Source organism: Micromonospora aridisoli (assembly GCF_056150025.1).
In genome coordinates, this window is sequence record NZ_JAXCFK010000019.1 from 25,434 (window position 1) to 41,592 (window position 16,159).

Consider the following 16,159-nt stretch of genomic DNA (forward strand, 5'->3'; position numbering starts at 1 on the left):
GTCAGCCGTTGAGGGCGCGCATGAACGCGTACAGGCCGAGGACGCTGCAGGCGACCGGCACCACGGCGAGCTGGAGCAGGATGTCGAACATGTCACCGAGGCGGGCCAGTCGGGGCGACGGGGGACGGCGGCTGTAGGCGAGGCCGGCCGCGGCCGACAGCGCGGCGGCTACCAGGGCCACCGGCAGCACCGCGAGCACCCGGGCTCCGGTGGACGCGTCGCTCGCGCCGACCAGGGGCAGCAGGCCCAGGCCCACCAGCCCGACGGCGAGCATCGGCACCCGGTGCCGGACCGTCGACACCAGCCGGGCCCGCAGCAGGTAGCCCAGCGAGATGATGCCGGCGAGCAGCAGCGCGGAGAGCGTGCCGGTCGCGGTGAGGACGAGCAGGCCGGCGATGGTGACGACGAACGCCCCGAAGATCATGCCGGTGAAGACCTCGTCGGCCCGGGCGGTGGCCTGGTAGATCACCTCCCGCTTGGGTTGCGGCTCGTCGCGCAGCAGGTCCTCGGCGGTACGCGGCAACGCCGGCATCGGCATCTTCCCGAGCCGGACGGAGAGCAGCGGCATGGCCGGCAGCAGCAACGTCACCGCGCCGACCACGATCGCGCTGCCCTGTGCGGCGTCCATGGCGCCGAGGGCGATCAACCCGCCGACCATGCCCCAGAAACCGACGAACACCGCGGCCACGAAGACCCGGGTCGCATCGCCCACACCGAGCAGCCCGAGCAGCCCGGAGAGCAGCAGCACGGCGGAGCCGAGCAGCACGTGCGGGGCGCCGAGCGCCCAGACCGACTCGCCTGTGCCAATCACCAGCACGCCGCCGACGAAGGCGTAGGGCAGGCCGGCGGCGGCGACCACCGCACCGGCGAGGGAGTCGGCCATCGCCCGGGACAGCACGATCCCGCAGACCAGCAGCAGACCGGCCGCGCCGAGGGCTACCGCGCCGCCGAGCCAGCCGGGTTCCTCGGAGGTGACGATCACGACAAGGCCGAGCAGGAGCAGCACTCCGGCCACGATCAGGCCGGTCAGCCGGGTCGCGAACGGGCTCCAGACCACCCCGCGCCGTCGGGCACCGTCAGCGACGGCCTCCATCAGATCGTCGTACGCCAGCTCCGGCCACTCGGTACGCCGCGGCACCAGGTGCAGCGTCTCGCCGTCGCGGACGTTCTGGGCGGCCAGCGTACGGGTCAGGTCCACTGCGGTGCCGTCGCTGCGGCGCAGCATCCAGCCACCGTGGCTGGTGCCGTCCGAGGGTTCCTCGTCGGCCTGCCGCAGCACCGCGGGTAGCAGCCCGACGAGCGGCAGATGCTCGGGCAGGGCGAGATCCAACCGTCGGTTGGGGGCGACGACGGCGATGCGCGCGAGTCCGGTTCCGGCCTGGGTGACCACTGACGACCCCTCGGTACGAGGAGCGGGCCGACGGCCCGCGGCTGTCCTGACGGGCAAAGGCTACCTACCATGTGCCGGTGACGCGGGGGGCGGTTCACCGCGCGGCGCACCAGACCCAGGAGAGGCGACGGAGGTCTGCCACGTGAGCACGGTGGTCGTCAAACGACCCGCCCGCCAGCCGGAGCCGGAGTACCCCTCCGGCGAGGTGCTGCTGGACGCGCCGCCCGAGGTGCCCGCGCCGAGCGGTAAGGCGTGGGGGCAGATGCTGATGCTGCTGCCGATGCTCGCCGGCTCCTTCGCGATGGCGCTGATGTTCGCCGGCCGGGGCGGCTCCACCCTCGGCTACGTCACCGGCGGCCTGTTCGGACTCTCCGCCATCGGCATGCTCGCGTCGCAGCTGACGAACAACTCCGGCGGGCCGGGCAAACAGGAGATGCTGCAGAAGCGCCGCGAGTACATGACGCACCTGTCCCGCCAGCGGCGGCGCGTCCTCAAGACGATTCGTAAGCAGCGCGAGGCCGCCTTCTATCGGCACCCGGATCCCGACTCGCTCTGGTCTCTGCCGCTGGGGCCCCGGCTGTGGGAGCGGCGTCGCGGCGACGTCGATTTCGCCACCGTCCGCATCGGCCTGGGTCCCCAGGAGCTGGCGACCCCACTGGTGCCGCCACCGGCCACGTCGCTGGAAAAGCTGGAACCCATGTGCGCGCTCGCGTTGCGCCGCTTCCTCACCACGTACGGCGAGGTGCCGGACCTGCCGGTGACCATGGCGCTCAACGGTTTCGCGCGAGTACACCTGCGTGGCGACACCGACGCCGCCCGGGGCATGGTCCGGGCGGTGCTCGCCCAGGCGACCGCATTCCACGCACCGGACGACCTGCTCATCGCGATCTGCGTGGCACCGGACCGGCGGGCCGACTGGGAGTGGACGAAGTGGCTGCCGCACGCGCTGCATCCGTCGCGCACCGACGCCCTCGGTCAGCTGCGACTGGTGGCGCCTTCGGTGACCGGCCTGGAGGCGATGCTCGACGACGTGCTGGCCAGCCGCCCACGGTTCAACCCCAGCGGCGGGACGCCGCAGGTCGCCGGGCCGCACGTACTGGTGGTCATCGACGGTGGCGACACCGCCGGCTCGGATCATCTGATGACCGAGGGCGGCGTGGAGGGCGTCACCCTGCTCGACCTGTCCACTCCGGCACCGCGCCTGCTCGACCGGGCACGCCTGGTGCTCGAGGTGACCGCGGATCGCCAGCTGCACAGCATCACCGTTGACGGCCCGGCCGAGATCGGTCGGGCCGACGACTGCCGGGTGGCGGAGCTTGAGGCGTTGGCCATGCAACTGGCGCCGCTGCGCCTCTCCGCCGCGTCCCGGGGCAGCGGTGACACTCCGCTCACCACGGAGCTGGGCCTGGCCGAACTGCTCGACATCGGCGACCCGTACGAATTCGACGTCGACCGGGCGTGGCAGCCCCGTCCCAACCGCGACAAGCTGCGGGTGCCGATCGGGGTGGGCACCGACGGCGGGCCGGTGGAGCTGGACCTCAAGGAGTCCGCACAGGACGGCATGGGGCCGCACGGGCTGCTCATCGGCGCGACCGGCTCCGGCAAGTCCGAGCTGCTGCGCACCCTGGTGCTGGCGTTGGCGGCCACGCACTCCTCGGAGAGCCTCAATTTCGTGCTGGTCGACTTCAAGGGTGGCGCCACCTTCACCCGGTTGGACGGCCTCCCGCACACCAGTGCCGTGATCACCAACCTGGCCGACGAGCTGCCGCTGGTGGACCGGATGACCGACTCCATCAACGGAGAGCTGGTCCGTCGGCAGGAGCTGCTACGCGCGGCGGGCAACTACGCCTCGCAGCGCGACTACGAGAAGGCCCGGGCGGCGGGCGCACCGTTGTCCCCGCTGCCGAGCCTGCTCATCATCTGCGACGAGTTCTCCGAGCTGCTGACCGCCAAGCCGGACTTCATCGACATGTTCGTGCAGATCGGCCGGGTCGGTCGTTCGCTCGGCGTGCATCTGCTGCTGGCGAGCCAGCGCCTGGAGGAGGGGCGGCTCCGAGGGCTCGACACCCACCTGTCGTACCGGATCGGTCTGCGGACCTTCTCCGCCATGGAGTCCCGGGTGGTGCTGGGCGCGACCGACGCGTACGAGCTGCCCCGCTCGCCAGGGCACGGCTACCTGCGTTTCGGCACCGAGCCGCTGGTCCGGTTCAAGGCGGCGTACGTCTCCGGCACCTACCGGAGCAAGACCGCGGCGGCGGTCGCGGCCGGCGACGGCGAGGACCGGGTACGCGAGTACACCACCGCCTACGTCGCCCCGCCGGTGGCCCGCGCTCCCAGGGAGGAGGTGACACCCGAACCGGCCGACGGCGTGGGCGAGAGCGTGCTGGACATTCTGGTCGGTCGGCTCGCCGGTCGGGGCAAGCCCGCGCACCAGGTGTGGCTGCCGCCGCTGGCCGAGCCGCCGACGCTGGACCAGTTGCTGCCACCGATGACCGCCGATCCGGCCCGGGGCGTCACCGTCGCGCACGCCGGCCTGCTCGGTGAGTTGCAGGTGGCGGTCGGCATCGTCGACAAGCCGTTCGAGCAGCGCCGCGACGTGCTCTGGTTCGACCTGGCCGGTTCGGCGGGTCACGCGGTGATCGTCGGCGGCCCGCAGAGCGGCAAGAGCACCCTGCTACGGACCGTCGTCACGTCGCTGGCGCTGACCCACACTCCCCGGGAGGCGCAGGTCTACTGCCTCGACCTGGGCAGCAGCGCGCTGTCGTCGCTACGCGACCTGCCGCACGTGGGCTCGGTGGCGACGCGCCTCGACGCCGGCCTGGTCCGGCGTACGGTGGCGGAGCTGCAACTGCTGATGGGCGAGCGGGAGCGGCGGTTCGCCGAACGCGGCGTGGACTCGATGGCCGAGTACCGGCGGGCCAGGCGGCACGGCCAGCACGACGACGACCCGTTCGGCGACGTCTTCCTGATCATCGACGGCTGGGCGACCCTGCGGGCCGAGTTCGAGGACCTGGAACCCACGATCAACGACATCGCCAATCGTGGCCTGTCCTTCGGCATCCACCTCATCGTGACCGCCAGCCGCTGGATGGACCTGCGTCCGGCTGTCCGGGACGTCTTCGGCACCCGGCTGGAATTGCGGCTGGCCGACGCCAGCGACTCCAACCTGGACCGGCGGGCGGCGATGAACGTGCCGGAGAAGTCGCCGGGCCGGGGCATCACGCCGGACGGGCAGCAGTTCCTGGCGGCGTTGCCCCGCGCGGACAGTGCCCAGGAGACGGAGAACCTCTCCGAGGGCGCCCGCAAGCTGGTCACCGATCTGGCCGCCGCCTGGCAGGGACCGGGCGCCCCGCCGATCCGGCTGCTGCCGCCCGTGGTGCCGTACGGAAGCCTGCCGAGCACCGGCCGCCCGGGTGTGCCCATCGGCATCGCCGAGGTGGATCTCCAGCCGGTGCACGTGGACTTCGCCGCCGACCCGCACTTCATCCTGTTCGGCGACGGTGAGTCGGGTAAGAGCACCTTCCTGCGTGCCCTCGCGCAGACCATCGTCGACCGCAACGAGCTGACCGAGGCCCGGCTGGTCATCGTCGACTACCGGCGTAGCCTGCTCGGCGACATCGACACACCGCACCTGATCGGGTACGGCTCGACCGCGCAGGTCACCGAGGGCATCGTGACCGAGGTGGCCGGGGTGATGCGCGACCGACTGCCCCCGCCGGACATCAACGCCGAGCGGTTGCGGGCCCGCGACTGGTGGAAGGGTCCGGACCTGTACGTGCTGGTCGACGACTACGACCTGGTGGCCGGTGCCGGCAGCAACCCGCTAACGCCGCTGCTGGAGTTCCTCCCGCAGGCCCGGGACATCGGTTTGCACCTGGTCATCGCCCGCCGTACCGGTGGGGCGAGTCGGGCGCTCTACGAACCGGTGCTGATGCGGCTGCGCGAGATCAGCACGCCGGGCATCGTGATGTCCGGCAACCGGGACGAGGGGGTGCTGCTCGGCACCGTCCGGCCTGGACCGCTGCCGCCGGGCCGGGGCTGGCTGGTGTCCCGGCGTGGTGGCACCCGGCTGGTGCAACTGGTGCACCTGCCGCCGCGCTCCTGAGCCCGGTACGGGGTTGCCCGATCAGGCTACTGTCGGCCAGAGTGGACTTACGGTGCGCGGCTGCATGACCCCCGACACGTCGGAGGGGGAAGCAGCCGCGCCGGCATCGTGTGAGCGAACGGGGGAGGGAACATGGGCGACGAGTGGCTCGTCGACGAACAGATCGACGTCGACATCCAGCAGCTGAAGGATTTCGCGCTGGCCATCCAGAAGGAAATGGAGCAGAACTTCCAGCCCAGTTTTGACAATGGCCTGCGTCCCATGCTCACCGTGCAGGCCCCGTTCGGTGGCGGCGGGATGAAGGAGGCCGCGTTCTTCCGAGGGCGGCACGACGAGAGCCGGATGGCCGTCTCCCAGCTGATGGGCGACGTGATGAAGGGGCTCGTCGCCCTCAGTACGGCCGCCATGTCCATCTCGGCGGAGTACCTCACCGGGGATGCGCTCGCCGAGGCCACGAACGAGGACGTATACAACGCATTCTCTGCGGTGGATGGCCAGGAGACGCTCAGCGGTCTCTGGCAGCAGGGCGAGGGGGATCCAACGAATAGCCTCCCCGAGGAGGCCGTCAACCCGACGCCCATGTCGCCCTACGAGGGCATGGACTCCTGCCCCACCGGTGACGAGCGCGAGGAAACCCCTCAGTGGGCCCAGCGAGAGGTCGTCGGTGAGGGTTCCGGTGCGTACGTGATTCAGGGCGATTCGGAGCAGATGCACGGTGATCACCTCGCGCTGGACCAGACGAGCAGGCGGTGATGGTCGGCTCGGGCGCGGAAGCTGAGGAGCGGGGATGAGCGATTACTACGGCTGGCAGCCGCCCAGCTACCACATGTACTCCGGCGTGTCGGATGACTACGCGGCCGATCGGGCTGCCCAGGCCACGCCGTACGAGCCCACGGTCTGGGGCGACGTCACCATCGAGCAGATGTGGGAGTACGTCCGCAAGGAGAGCGACGAGCGCACCACGGCGCTGGCCGACATGTGGCGGCGGGCAGCCAGCCTGCTGCAGGTCACCCGGGACAATCTTCAACGCCACGCCGACTCTCTCCACGCGAAGTGGAGTTCACCGGCCGCCCGGGTCTTCATGTCCCGGGTCGGCGCCACGTTGCACTCGCTCGACGAGTGGAAGGACGTGGCCAGCAACAACGCCATCGGCCTGGACCAGCTCGCCAGCAAGATCGGGACTGCTCAGCAGGACATGAAGAGGCTCTGGCAGGAGTACCAGGCGGAGCAGCGACGGCAACAGCAGATCTACGACGAGGACAAGGCCAAGGTCACCTTCGGCGACATCTTCGGCGACCGGCACAAGTCGCACGAGCAGGTCCAGCAGGAGTTCCACGAACGCGCCAGGGACATCGCCAAGCCGCTGGCCGACCTCTACATCGATGTCTACATCTCGAACATCTCCCGTGGCGGGAAGTTCAAGGGCCCGACCGACGCGGTCATCAACAAGCCGGGGATGCCGGGCGGGCCGGGAGCGCCGGGAGCGCCACCGGCAGCACCCGGAACGCCCGGGCCGGCGCCGAACCGGCCCGACATGCCCAACCGTCCCGATCTGCCAGCTCGGCCCGGTGGGGGCGACGCGCCGGCCGGTTCGGCGCCACCACCGCCACCCAACCTTCCGGAGGGCGTCGGTCTGGCCGGCGGCGCCGCCGCGCCGGTCACCCCACCGCCGACCGCCCCGCCGGTGACCACCGCGCCCACCGCCCCGGTGACGCCGGGCCCGGTGGTGCCGCCGGTGGCGCCACCCGGGCCGCGACCGGTCAATCCCGGCCTGTCCGCACCGAACTCAGCGCGACCGAACGCGCCACGGACCACCCTGCCGGGTGCGGGTGGCCCCGGCGCGCCCGGTGGCCGCGGGCCGGGGCCCAACCGGCCCACCCTTCCCGGTGCCGGCGGCCCGGGCAGCGGTTCCGGGGCACCCGGCGGTGGCCGACGGGGTACGGCTCCGAACCGCCCGACCCTGCCCGGCACCACCGGCAGCGGCGCCCCCGGTGGCGGCCGGGGCCGGCCGGGTCTGGGAGGACGACCGGGCACTGCGGCCACCCCACCACCGTCGAGCCCACGTCTGCCCGGCTCCACCGCCCGCCCCAGTCAGCGCGGTGCCGCCCCGGGTCGACCTGCCGTACCCCCACCGAACCTCGGCGGCCAGCGCGGTGCTGCTCCGGGCACGCCGCCGCGCGCCGGTTCACCGCTGACCGGCAAGCCCACGACCGGCGGGGGCACCACAGGTGCTCGGCCCGACCTGAGCGGACGCGCCGGAGCGGGCACCGGCCGACCCGCGCCGACGACCGGGCCGGCTCCCTCGCTGGGTGGCCGGCGGGGCGGGCCGACCACCCCGGCTCCGCGTAAGGGTGCGCCACGCGATGCAGACCAGGAGACCTGGGAGTACGGCGACGGCGACGACGAACTCTGGGTGACCGAATCGTCAGCCGTCGGCGTCGTGGAGGCCCCGACCGAGCACCGTCCCCGCGAGCAGGGCAAGACCCTCGGCCAAGGCTGATATGTGGTACGGGTCGGTCACCCAGCGATGGGTGACCGACCCGTACCATGCAGTGACCGTCCGACCTGGCCGTCCCGGCTATGGCCCGACAGAGGAAGGTAGACGGGCATGCGTGTCCTCGCCCGACCGGCAGCCATCTTGGCGATCGCCGCCGCGAGTGTCTTGGCGACCGTGGGGCTGCCTGCGGCACCCGCAATGGCCGATTCCACGAGGGACAAATCGTGGCACCTGAAGGCCCTGGAGATACCCGAGCTACACAAAATCACTCAGGGTGAGGGTGTCGTGGTGGCGGTAATCGACACCGGGGTGGACGCGAAGCACCAGGACCTCAAGGACAACGTACTGCCCGGAGTCGACTTCTACGACGACGACGCCAAGGGCCGGGTCGACCGAGTGGGCCACGGCACCGCCATGGCCTCGTTGATCGCCGGTCACGGGCACGGGCCGGGCAAGCGCGACGGCGTGCTCGGCATCGCCCCGAAGGCCAAGATCCTCCCGGTGACCATCAAGAGCGAGCGGAGCCCGCTGATCCAGCCGACCGCCATCGCCGCAGGGATCAACTGGGCGGTCGACCACGGGGCCGACATCATCAACGTCTCGCTGTCCAGCAGCTTCAACGACGAACTGAACCGAGCCGTCGAACGGGCCTACCAGCGAAACGTGATCGTCGTCGCGTCCGTCGGCAATCGTAAGGATTCGATAATTGGCAACCCGGCCTCACACCGGAGCGCCATGGCTGTCAACGGCACCGCCCGCAACGGCACGATCAGCAAAGAGGCTTCCCTACCGGCCGAAGAGGTCGACATCGCCGCGCCGGGCGAAGAGATCGTCTCTGCCCTCCCCGGCAACAGCTACGAAACCGGGCTCGGCAGCAGCAACAGCGCGGCCATCGTCTCCGGCGCGCTGGCGCTGGTGAGGGCCAAATATCCGGACCTGAACGGCTACCAGATGTTCCAGCGCTTGCTGGAGACCACTCGTGATGAGGGTGAACCCGGCCACGACCTGCACTACGGGTGGGGTGCCCTCGACATCCGGCAGGCGTTGACAGGTGAGCCGGACGGCCGGGGCACCCGCCCCACCGGCGCTGCGCCGGGCGATCGTGGTCTGGAGCCGTGGCAGGCCGATCCCCGCGAGCGCGAGGACGGCATCCTGGTCTTCGTGTGGGCGGTGATCATTGCTGTGTTCCTGCTCATCGTCGGCGGGATCGTGGGCACCGTCATGCTGCTGCGGGACCGCGCACGCCGACGTCAGGCGGAGTCGGCCGACGAGGAGCCGCTGGAGGACCTGTCGGCTTCCGGAGATGCTGCGTCGGAGGCAGAAAGTCCGGCGACGCCGGCCGTCGGCATCGGTCAGCCCGCGGACCGCACCGACGCCGCGGTCTGGCAACGCCCGCCCGGCTGAGCCGATCGCGATCGCTCCGAGGAGGCATCCATGTCGTCCGCCGCGCCAGCCGGCGAGTCACCCAACCTCGGCCCGGCCCCGGGTACACCTTCCAGCGGTCCGAGGCCGACGCCACGCCGCCGACCAGTCGTCGTCATCCTCGCCGTCCTGCTGATGGTGCCCTCGATCGTCGTCTGGCTGATCGCCGGAATCGCCTTCTTCCGGGCGATGCTGCGTACCGAGGGTGACGGGCTGGGCAAGATCCTGGTGGTGGGCATCGGCGCGGGCGTACTCGCGATCGCGCTGCTGGTGGTGCTGCTCGCCGCGCTCGGGATCCTGATGGCCTGGACCGGCGACAACGCGGCAGGGCTGGCCGTACCGGCCGGCTTCACCTTCGGACTCTTCGTCGTCGTCATCGTCACGCTGCTGGCGCAGGGCAAACTGAGCTACCAACCGACGATGGTCACGCCGCTGGTCGTGGGTGGGCTGGCCGGTGTGTCGCTCATCCTGATCAAGAGCCCGCCGGCACGCGCCTGGTTCGCCCGCCGCGGTCGCTGACCCGGCCGGCGTCCGCGACCGATTTCAGGCCGGGGACCAGCGACGGGCGGTGGCGTCGTAGCGGGCGAGCAGCTCGTCGCGACCGTCGGCGTGCAGGCAGCGCAGCTCGGTTCCGCCCGGCACGACCAGCGACTCCATCCGTGGCTGTCCCCGGCCCCACTCTTCGGGGGTGGCCCCGCCGGGCGGCCAGCGCAGCACCGCCACCCATTCGTCCGCCTCCTCGAACGGCGAGCCCTCACCGAGCAGTCCCAGTCGCCGGTAGAGCCGGACCGGGGTGTCCCGCCCCGGACCGTGCCAGGCGTGCACCAGCCCCGCCGCGCGGTCGTACCCGTCGTCCAGATAGGACGTCAGGTAACGGTGCGGAATGACCAGTTGCAGCAGCAGCGGCGCGTCAGGGTCGGGCCCGTCGTCCTCGGCGGGCTCGGGTGCCGGAAGGGACACCGGTACGCCCACCGTCGACGGGTCGGCGTACGCGGCCGTCTCCCGGCGCCGCTGCTCCTGCTCGGCCGCCTCGGTGATCACCTGTCGCAGCTCGCCGAGCCAGTCGCGCAGGGTCAACAGCGCCTCGCCGGGCAGCGCCGCCGCCAGTGGCGTCTCCGGGTTGAGCAGCAACTGCCAGGAAAGGTCCGGCCAGTGGTCGGTGAGCTGAAGGCTGCTGACCACGACCAGGTCACGCTCACCCAGCGCCTGCCGCAGTCGGGCCTCCGAGGTGAACACGGGGAGGCTGACCCGACCCTGCTCGTCGGGGAGCGTCCACCAGGGGAAGTCTGGATCGGACAGGTCCCGCGTCGCCGAACCGTCCGGATCCACCGGCAGCACCAGCTCGGTCCGGAGCAGAGCGGCCATCAGGGCGTTCGGGTCCTGCCGCCGGATCGCCTCGCGAAGCGGTCGCTCGGCCTCCACAGCCGGCGCGGTCAGGGCACGAAGGTCGTCAGCGGTCAGTCGGATGCCGATCGGCAGGCCGGCGTCGATCGCCAGCATCCATCCGTCGTCTGGCCAGTCGACGGCGAGGTCGACCAGGCCTGACACCCGGTAGCTGACCGATCGGCCGGGCACCCCGGCGGCGATCGCCGAGGGCGAGGTGTACGCGAGCACGTGGGTGATGCCGTCATGCTGGCCGGTGGGCCACGCCACCGGTTCCCGCCCGGCCGCCGCGCCGGGCGAGACGGGCAGCAGCAGCGGACCGGTGACGAGTTCGGTGAGGAAGCTCTCCTGGTCGTCTGCCTCGACGGCGGACAGCAGGGCGCGCTCGGTGGCGGTGGTCGGCTGCCAGCCGGTCACCAGGTGCCGTCCGCGCGTACTCGCCCGGGCCGGCGACCGAGCACCAGCGTGGTGAGTGCCTCGTCGAGGTTCGGGCCGAGGAACCAGTCCCCGGTGTGGTCCAGCGCGAACACCCGGCCCTGCTCGTCGACGGCCAGGATGCCGGTTCCGTCCCCCTCCTCGCCGAGCGGGCTCAGCGGTGCGCCGATCGCCTCGGCAAGCTCCGCGAGGGTCTCCACCGAGTGCCGTACCGGGAACGGGTCGAGGTGGAAGTCGCTCGCCGCGACCTGCTCACCCTCGCCCTGCGGGCGGACCCGCAGCCCACCGAACTCGGCGTACGCCTCGATCGCCCGGGTGGTCACGGTGTGCTGGCGACCGCCGGGCGTGGCGTGGGCCGCGATACGCAGCCCCCACTCGCGGCCCCGGCCCTCGTCGAACCAGTCGGGCGACCAGCCGGCGGCGGCAAGGGTCTGCGCCACCAGGGGCGGAAAACGTCCACTCACGTCAGCGCCTCCACACCGAACCATTCGAGCAGAGCGCCGCAGGAGCGGCAGGGCGGCTGGACCTCGCCGTGGCGCGGGTCGCCCTCCTCCCGCACCCGACTGACCCGGACCTTCGCGCCCCACAGCAGCGCGCGGGCCCGGGCGGCGTCGAGCGGTGGTCCGTCGGCCTCGGCGGCGTACAACCGGTCCGAGACCAGCACCGCCTCGGCGCACCGATCGGCGTACCGCTCCCGTTGGGCGGACGGCAGTCCGTGCAGGAAGCGCCGGACCACCGGATGCAGGTCGGGTGCCAGGTCGCCGCGTACCGACGTGTGCGTGTGAACGGTGCCGTCGACCAGCAGCGCACCTGCTGCCAACGGCAGCATCCGCGGCTGCCCCATCCGTCCTCCCGCATGTCGACAGGGGATTCCCGGCCAGGTCTCGGCCGGTCCGCCAGCGAGCCTAACCGTCACCGTCGGTCCGGCGGGGACGGTGTGTGGGTACCACAGGCATCGAGGGGCTCACACCGCGTCGACCGCCTGGGATATCGTCGGTCCAGCCCCCTCTTCGCCGTCCAGAGCCGGAGCCATGACGCGCACCCTTCTCGTCTCCCCGGATCAGCCCGGCGCCTACCCGTCCATCGGGGAGGCGCTGGCGGTGGCCAGCGACGACACCGTCGTCTCGGTCAGCCCCGGCACCTACCACGAGGCACTGTTCGTCAACGACCGTGGCGTCACCGTGGTCGCCGCACAGGGCCCGGGAACCGTCACCATCGACGCGTCCGCCGGAACGTACCCGACGGTCTCCTGCAACTCGGGGCGGCTGGAGCTGCGTGACCTGGTGCTCAAGGCGGGCGACGCGCCGGTCGTGGTGGCCGATCGGGCGAGGCTCACCATGACCGGGTGCGAGCTGAGTGCGGGCTTCGGCGCGGCGATCCAGGTGGCCGGCCGTTCGGAGTTCGCGCTGAGCCGTTGTCGGGTGACCGGCGGACGATACGGGCTGGTGGTGGAGGACTCCGACGGCAGCGTCGAGGGATGTGAGTTCACCGATCTCAGCGAGGACGGCATCATCGTGCGGATCGGGGCCGCCCCGACCATTCGCACCAGCACCGTGACCCGCTGCGGCAACCGTGGCATCTACGTGTACCAGTACGGCCGGCCCACCATCGAGACCTGCGACATCTCGCAGACCGGCCATGCCGGGGTGGCGGTGGTCCACCAGAGCGCACCGGTGCTGCGCCGGTGCCGGATCCGCGACACCCGCGGCCCGGCGGTCTCCTTCGCCCGGGGTTGCCGCGGCACCGTCGAGGAGTGCACCACGGAGAACACGGCCCAACCGGCGATCGAGATCGCTGAGGGTGCCGACCCGACCATCGTCGAGGGCGCCGTCAACCGTAGGGCCGCCTTCGGGGCAGATGCCGCCCGCGCCGGTGCCGATCAGGACACCGCCCGGGTGGAGAAGCTGCTCGCCGAGCTGGCGGCGATGGTCGGCCTGGAGTCGGTGAAGGAGGAGGTCCGCGCCCTCATCGACGAGATCCAGGTCAACGAGTGGCGGCGCAGCGCCGGGCTGCCGGTCGGCGCGGTCAGCCATCACCTGATCTTCGCGGGTGCTCCCGGCACCGGTAAGACGACGGTGGCACGCATCTACGGCGACCTGCTGGCGGCGTTGGGGGCACTGCCCGGTGGCGCCTTCCGCGAGGTCTCCCGGCGCGACCTGGTCGGCCAGTACATCGGCCACACCGCCGAGAAGACCGCCGCGGCGTTCGAGCTGGCGCGCGGCGGCGTGCTCTTCATCGACGAGGCGTACACCCTCTCCCGGTCGTCGGGCACCGGCGGTGACTTCGGGCAGGAGGCCATCGACACGCTGGTCAAGCTGATGGAGGACCATCGCGACGAGATCGCGGTTATCGCCGCCGGCTACACCGGCGAAATGATGCAGTTTCTCGACGCCAACCCCGGCCTGGCCTCCCGGTTCGCCAAGACGGTGGAGTTCGGCAACTACTCGCCGGAACAGTTGGTCGTCATCGTCGAGCGGATGGCCGGCGGCGACGAGTACCTGCTCGCCGACGGCGTCTCCGAGGTGCTCCGGGAACACTTCGGGACCATCGAGCGGGACCAGAACTTCGGCAACGCGCGCGAGGCGCGCAAGCTGTTCGAGGGTGTCCGCAAGACGCAGGCGCAGCGGTTGCGGCAGTCCGGGCAGCGCCCGAGCCTCGACGAATTGAGAACCGTGACCGTCGCCGACGTGCGCGCCGCGATCGGTCGTTGACGATGCCGCGCCGGTCAGGGAGGGACGTGCGGTGACGCATCCGGGTGCGGCACAGCCGGGCGAGCCGGGTTGGCAGCACCACCCGGGGGCGGCACCACAGCAGCGGGCGGCGCAGCCCCAGCAGCAGGGTGGAGTGCCGCCGGCACCGACGCTCGGCGGCACCGGGCCCGGCCACAACTGGGCCGCCCAGCGCGGGCAGGGGCGGGCCGCCGTCGGTACGGCGTACACCAGCCGGACCGCCGCCACGGCCCAGGTCGCGGTGGCCGCGCCGGCGGCGCCCGCGGCGGAGAGCCGGGCCGTGGCGCAGTCTCCCGCCGCCCCGGTGCGACAGACCGTCGCCGAGGACGCGGCCGGGGACGCCGCCGCGATGCCGGTGGTACGTCCGCACCGCCGGCAGCCTCGCGTCGGCGGGATCCACGTGGCCCAACTCGTGGCCTGGCAGGCCGGCGCGGCGGCGGTGCTGGCGGCCACACCGCACGGCATTCCGTTGACCGTCGCCGTGGCCGCCGTCACCGTGCTCGTGCTCTCCCCCACGATGCTGCGACACCGGGGCCGATGGCTTCACCAGTGGTTGGCGGTCTGGTGGTCGTACCGGGGGCGACGCCGGCACCTGGTCGGCACCGGGTCCGACGCCCCCTGGCACCTGCTGAGCCATCTGGAGGGCACCGTCGAGCTGGATCAGGTTGAGATCGACGACCAGCCCGCCGTGCTGCTGACCCACCGGGGTGGGCTCAGTGCCGTGCTGGAGGTCGATCCGACCGAGGGGGCACTGCTCATGGGTGCGCCCCAGGCCCTTCCGTCGCCGGTGGCGTTGCTGCCGGCGGTCGATCCGAAGACGCCGCCGGTGACGGTGCAGATGTTGATCCAGGTGACCCCGGCACCGCGTACCCGGGCGGCGGCGGTCGACCGCGCGTACCGCGAACTGACCAACGGTGCCGTCCCCGCCAGTCGGCAGGCCTGGGTGGTGCTCCAGGCCCCGCGTACCCCCGATTTCCACGCCGACCGTGACCTGCGGCCGGCGCTCACCGCGGCGATCCGGCGGACCCGACGCCAACTGCGCCAGGAACGCGCGACGGCCCGCCTGCTCAATCGGGACGAGGTGCTCGCCGCCATCGCCCAGCTGACCCATCTCACCGGCGACGGGGTGGGCGGTGACCGTCCGCTGGCCCGGGAGAGCTGGCGAAACTGGTCGGCCCAGGGCGTGCCGCAGAGTTGCCACCGTCTGCTCGACTGGCCGGGTCGGGCGTGGGAGCTGGATCCGCTGCTGCGTGGGCTGCCCGCCGCGGCCGGCGTGGTGTCCATCTCGGTGGCCCGCGAGAACGGCCGTCCGGGTGCCGGCGGCGCCCTGGTGGAGGTGGCGTTCCGGCTCATCGGTGCCGATCCGGCCGCGCTGGCCGCCGCCGACCGAGCGCTCGATCAGGCGATCCGTGATCACGGTGGGCGTCTGCAACGACTCGACGGTGAGCACGCCCACGGCGTGGCCGCCACCCTGCCGTTGGGAGGCTTCCTGCGGTGAACAGCGTCGCTTTTCCCGGCAGCCGGATGGGGCTGCACGTGGCCGACGGGGCGACCGTGGCCGGCCTGCGGCTGGTGGCCGGCGGCGGCGGGCTGGTCGTCGGCCGCAACCGGCAGCAGGAGCCGGTGGGGTTGCGGGTGTTCCGGGCCGAGCCGACCCGGCTGATGTTGACCGGTGGGGTACGCGCCGCCGAGTTGCTCGCCTTCCGGTCGCTGGCGCTGGGCGCCCGGCTGTTCATCCAGACCGCGCGGGAGCAGGAGTGGGACGCCTTCCTGCGGCGTTGCGTCATCGGCCGGGAGATCGCCTCGTTCCTGCCGCCCGGTGTCGCCCCTCCGGTGCCCGCGACGCCGACAGAACCGCAGCTCGTGGTCATCGACACCGGCCCGGTGACCGGGCCGGACACCAATCTCAGCGCTCCCTGGCGGGCCACTCTGGTGGTCCGGGACGACCTCGCCGGCTGGGACGTCGAGGTCCTGGTGCGCAGTGACATCGTGGTGCTCCAGCGGCTCACCGAGGCCGAGGCCGCCACGGCCGCGAACGCCCTCGGCCTGGTGAGCGTGCAGAGCTGGTTCACCCAACTGCATCCGGAGATGGTCGGCCTGATCACCAAGGGCAAGGTGCAGTGGGTGATGCTGAGCATGACCGGCACCGAGCGGCAGCTGATCGGCCCGGTCGCCCGGGGCGGCTGAGACCGTCGGGT

At 72.0% G+C, this 16,159-nt stretch carries 12 protein-coding genes; 8 read left to right on the forward strand and 4 right to left on the reverse strand.

Translation table 11 applies throughout. The annotated features are described in order from the left end of the window. Position 1 precedes the first annotated feature (1 nt). On the reverse strand, positions 2-1,390 hold the full coding sequence (gene eccD, locus SM447_RS27330) for a type VII secretion integral membrane protein EccD (protein ID WP_474575748.1): 1,389 nt from the start codon (positions 1,388-1,390) through the stop codon (positions 2-4). 142 nt (positions 1,391-1,532) lie between these two features. Here eccD and eccCa point away from each other — a divergent pair, with 142 nt between their 5' ends. From eccCa to SM447_RS27355, 5 genes are all read left to right on the forward strand, one after another. Then, complete coding sequence (eccCa, locus tag SM447_RS27335) at positions 1,533-5,495, forward strand: type VII secretion protein EccCa (RefSeq protein WP_474575749.1); 3,963 nt, start codon at positions 1,533-1,535, stop codon at positions 5,493-5,495. A gap of 132 nt (positions 5,496-5,627) precedes the next feature. Beyond that, positions 5,628-6,248, forward strand: a complete 621-nt coding sequence (locus SM447_RS27340) for a hypothetical protein (protein ID WP_474575750.1) — start codon at positions 5,628-5,630, stop codon at positions 6,246-6,248. A gap of 34 nt (positions 6,249-6,282) precedes the next feature. Further along, positions 6,283-7,995 (forward strand): WXG100 family type VII secretion target, encoded by a 1,713-nt coding sequence (locus tag SM447_RS27345; protein WP_474575751.1) that lies wholly within the window; start codon positions 6,283-6,285, stop codon positions 7,993-7,995. Between the two features lie 108 nt (positions 7,996-8,103). After that, the gene (mycP, locus tag SM447_RS27350) at positions 8,104-9,396 is read left to right on the forward strand and encodes a type VII secretion-associated serine protease mycosin (protein ID WP_474575752.1); all 1,293 of its coding nucleotides are present in this window, start codon (positions 8,104-8,106) and stop codon (positions 9,394-9,396) included. A 30-nt stretch (positions 9,397-9,426) separates the two neighbouring features. Continuing rightward, positions 9,427-9,933 (forward strand): hypothetical protein, encoded by a 507-nt coding sequence (locus tag SM447_RS27355; protein WP_474575753.1) that lies wholly within the window; start codon positions 9,427-9,429, stop codon positions 9,931-9,933. 24 nt (positions 9,934-9,957) lie between these two features. Here SM447_RS27355 and SM447_RS27360 read toward each other — a convergent pair whose 3' ends face one another. From SM447_RS27360 to SM447_RS27370, 3 genes are read right to left on the reverse strand one after another with little or no spacing between them, the layout of a single operon-like run. Next, the gene (locus SM447_RS27360; RefSeq protein ID WP_474575784.1) at positions 9,958-11,217 is read right to left on the reverse strand and encodes an SseB family protein; all 1,260 of its coding nucleotides are present in this window, start codon (positions 11,215-11,217) and stop codon (positions 9,958-9,960) included. Continuing rightward, entirely contained in the window at positions 11,211-11,696 is a 486-nt protein-coding gene (locus SM447_RS27365) for an SUKH-3 domain-containing protein (protein ID WP_474575754.1), read from the reverse strand. Before SM447_RS27365 ends, SM447_RS27360 begins: the two co-directional genes overlap by 7 nt. After that, positions 11,693-12,076, reverse strand: coding sequence for a YwqJ-related putative deaminase (locus SM447_RS27370; protein WP_474575755.1), 384 nt, complete (start codon positions 12,074-12,076; stop codon positions 11,693-11,695). The genes SM447_RS27365 and SM447_RS27370 overlap by 4 nt, the downstream gene beginning before the upstream one ends. Positions 12,077-12,263: 187 nt before the next feature. On the opposite strand from SM447_RS27370, the gene SM447_RS27375 reads away from it, so the two are divergent. Genes SM447_RS27375 through SM447_RS27385 form a run of 3 tightly spaced genes read left to right on the forward strand, consistent with a single transcriptional unit; the run spans position 12,264 to position 16,148 of the window. Beyond that, on the forward strand, positions 12,264-13,943 hold the full coding sequence (locus tag SM447_RS27375; RefSeq protein WP_474575756.1) for a right-handed parallel beta-helix repeat-containing protein: 1,680 nt from the start codon (positions 12,264-12,266) through the stop codon (positions 13,941-13,943). A 31-nt stretch (positions 13,944-13,974) separates the two neighbouring features. After that, the gene (eccE, locus tag SM447_RS27380; protein WP_474575757.1) at positions 13,975-15,459 is read left to right on the forward strand and encodes a type VII secretion protein EccE; all 1,485 of its coding nucleotides are present in this window, start codon (positions 13,975-13,977) and stop codon (positions 15,457-15,459) included. After that, on the forward strand, positions 15,456-16,148 hold the full coding sequence (locus SM447_RS27385) for a hypothetical protein (RefSeq protein WP_474575758.1): 693 nt from the start codon (positions 15,456-15,458) through the stop codon (positions 16,146-16,148). Before eccE ends, SM447_RS27385 begins: the two co-directional genes overlap by 4 nt. Positions 16,149-16,159 lie beyond the last annotated feature (11 nt).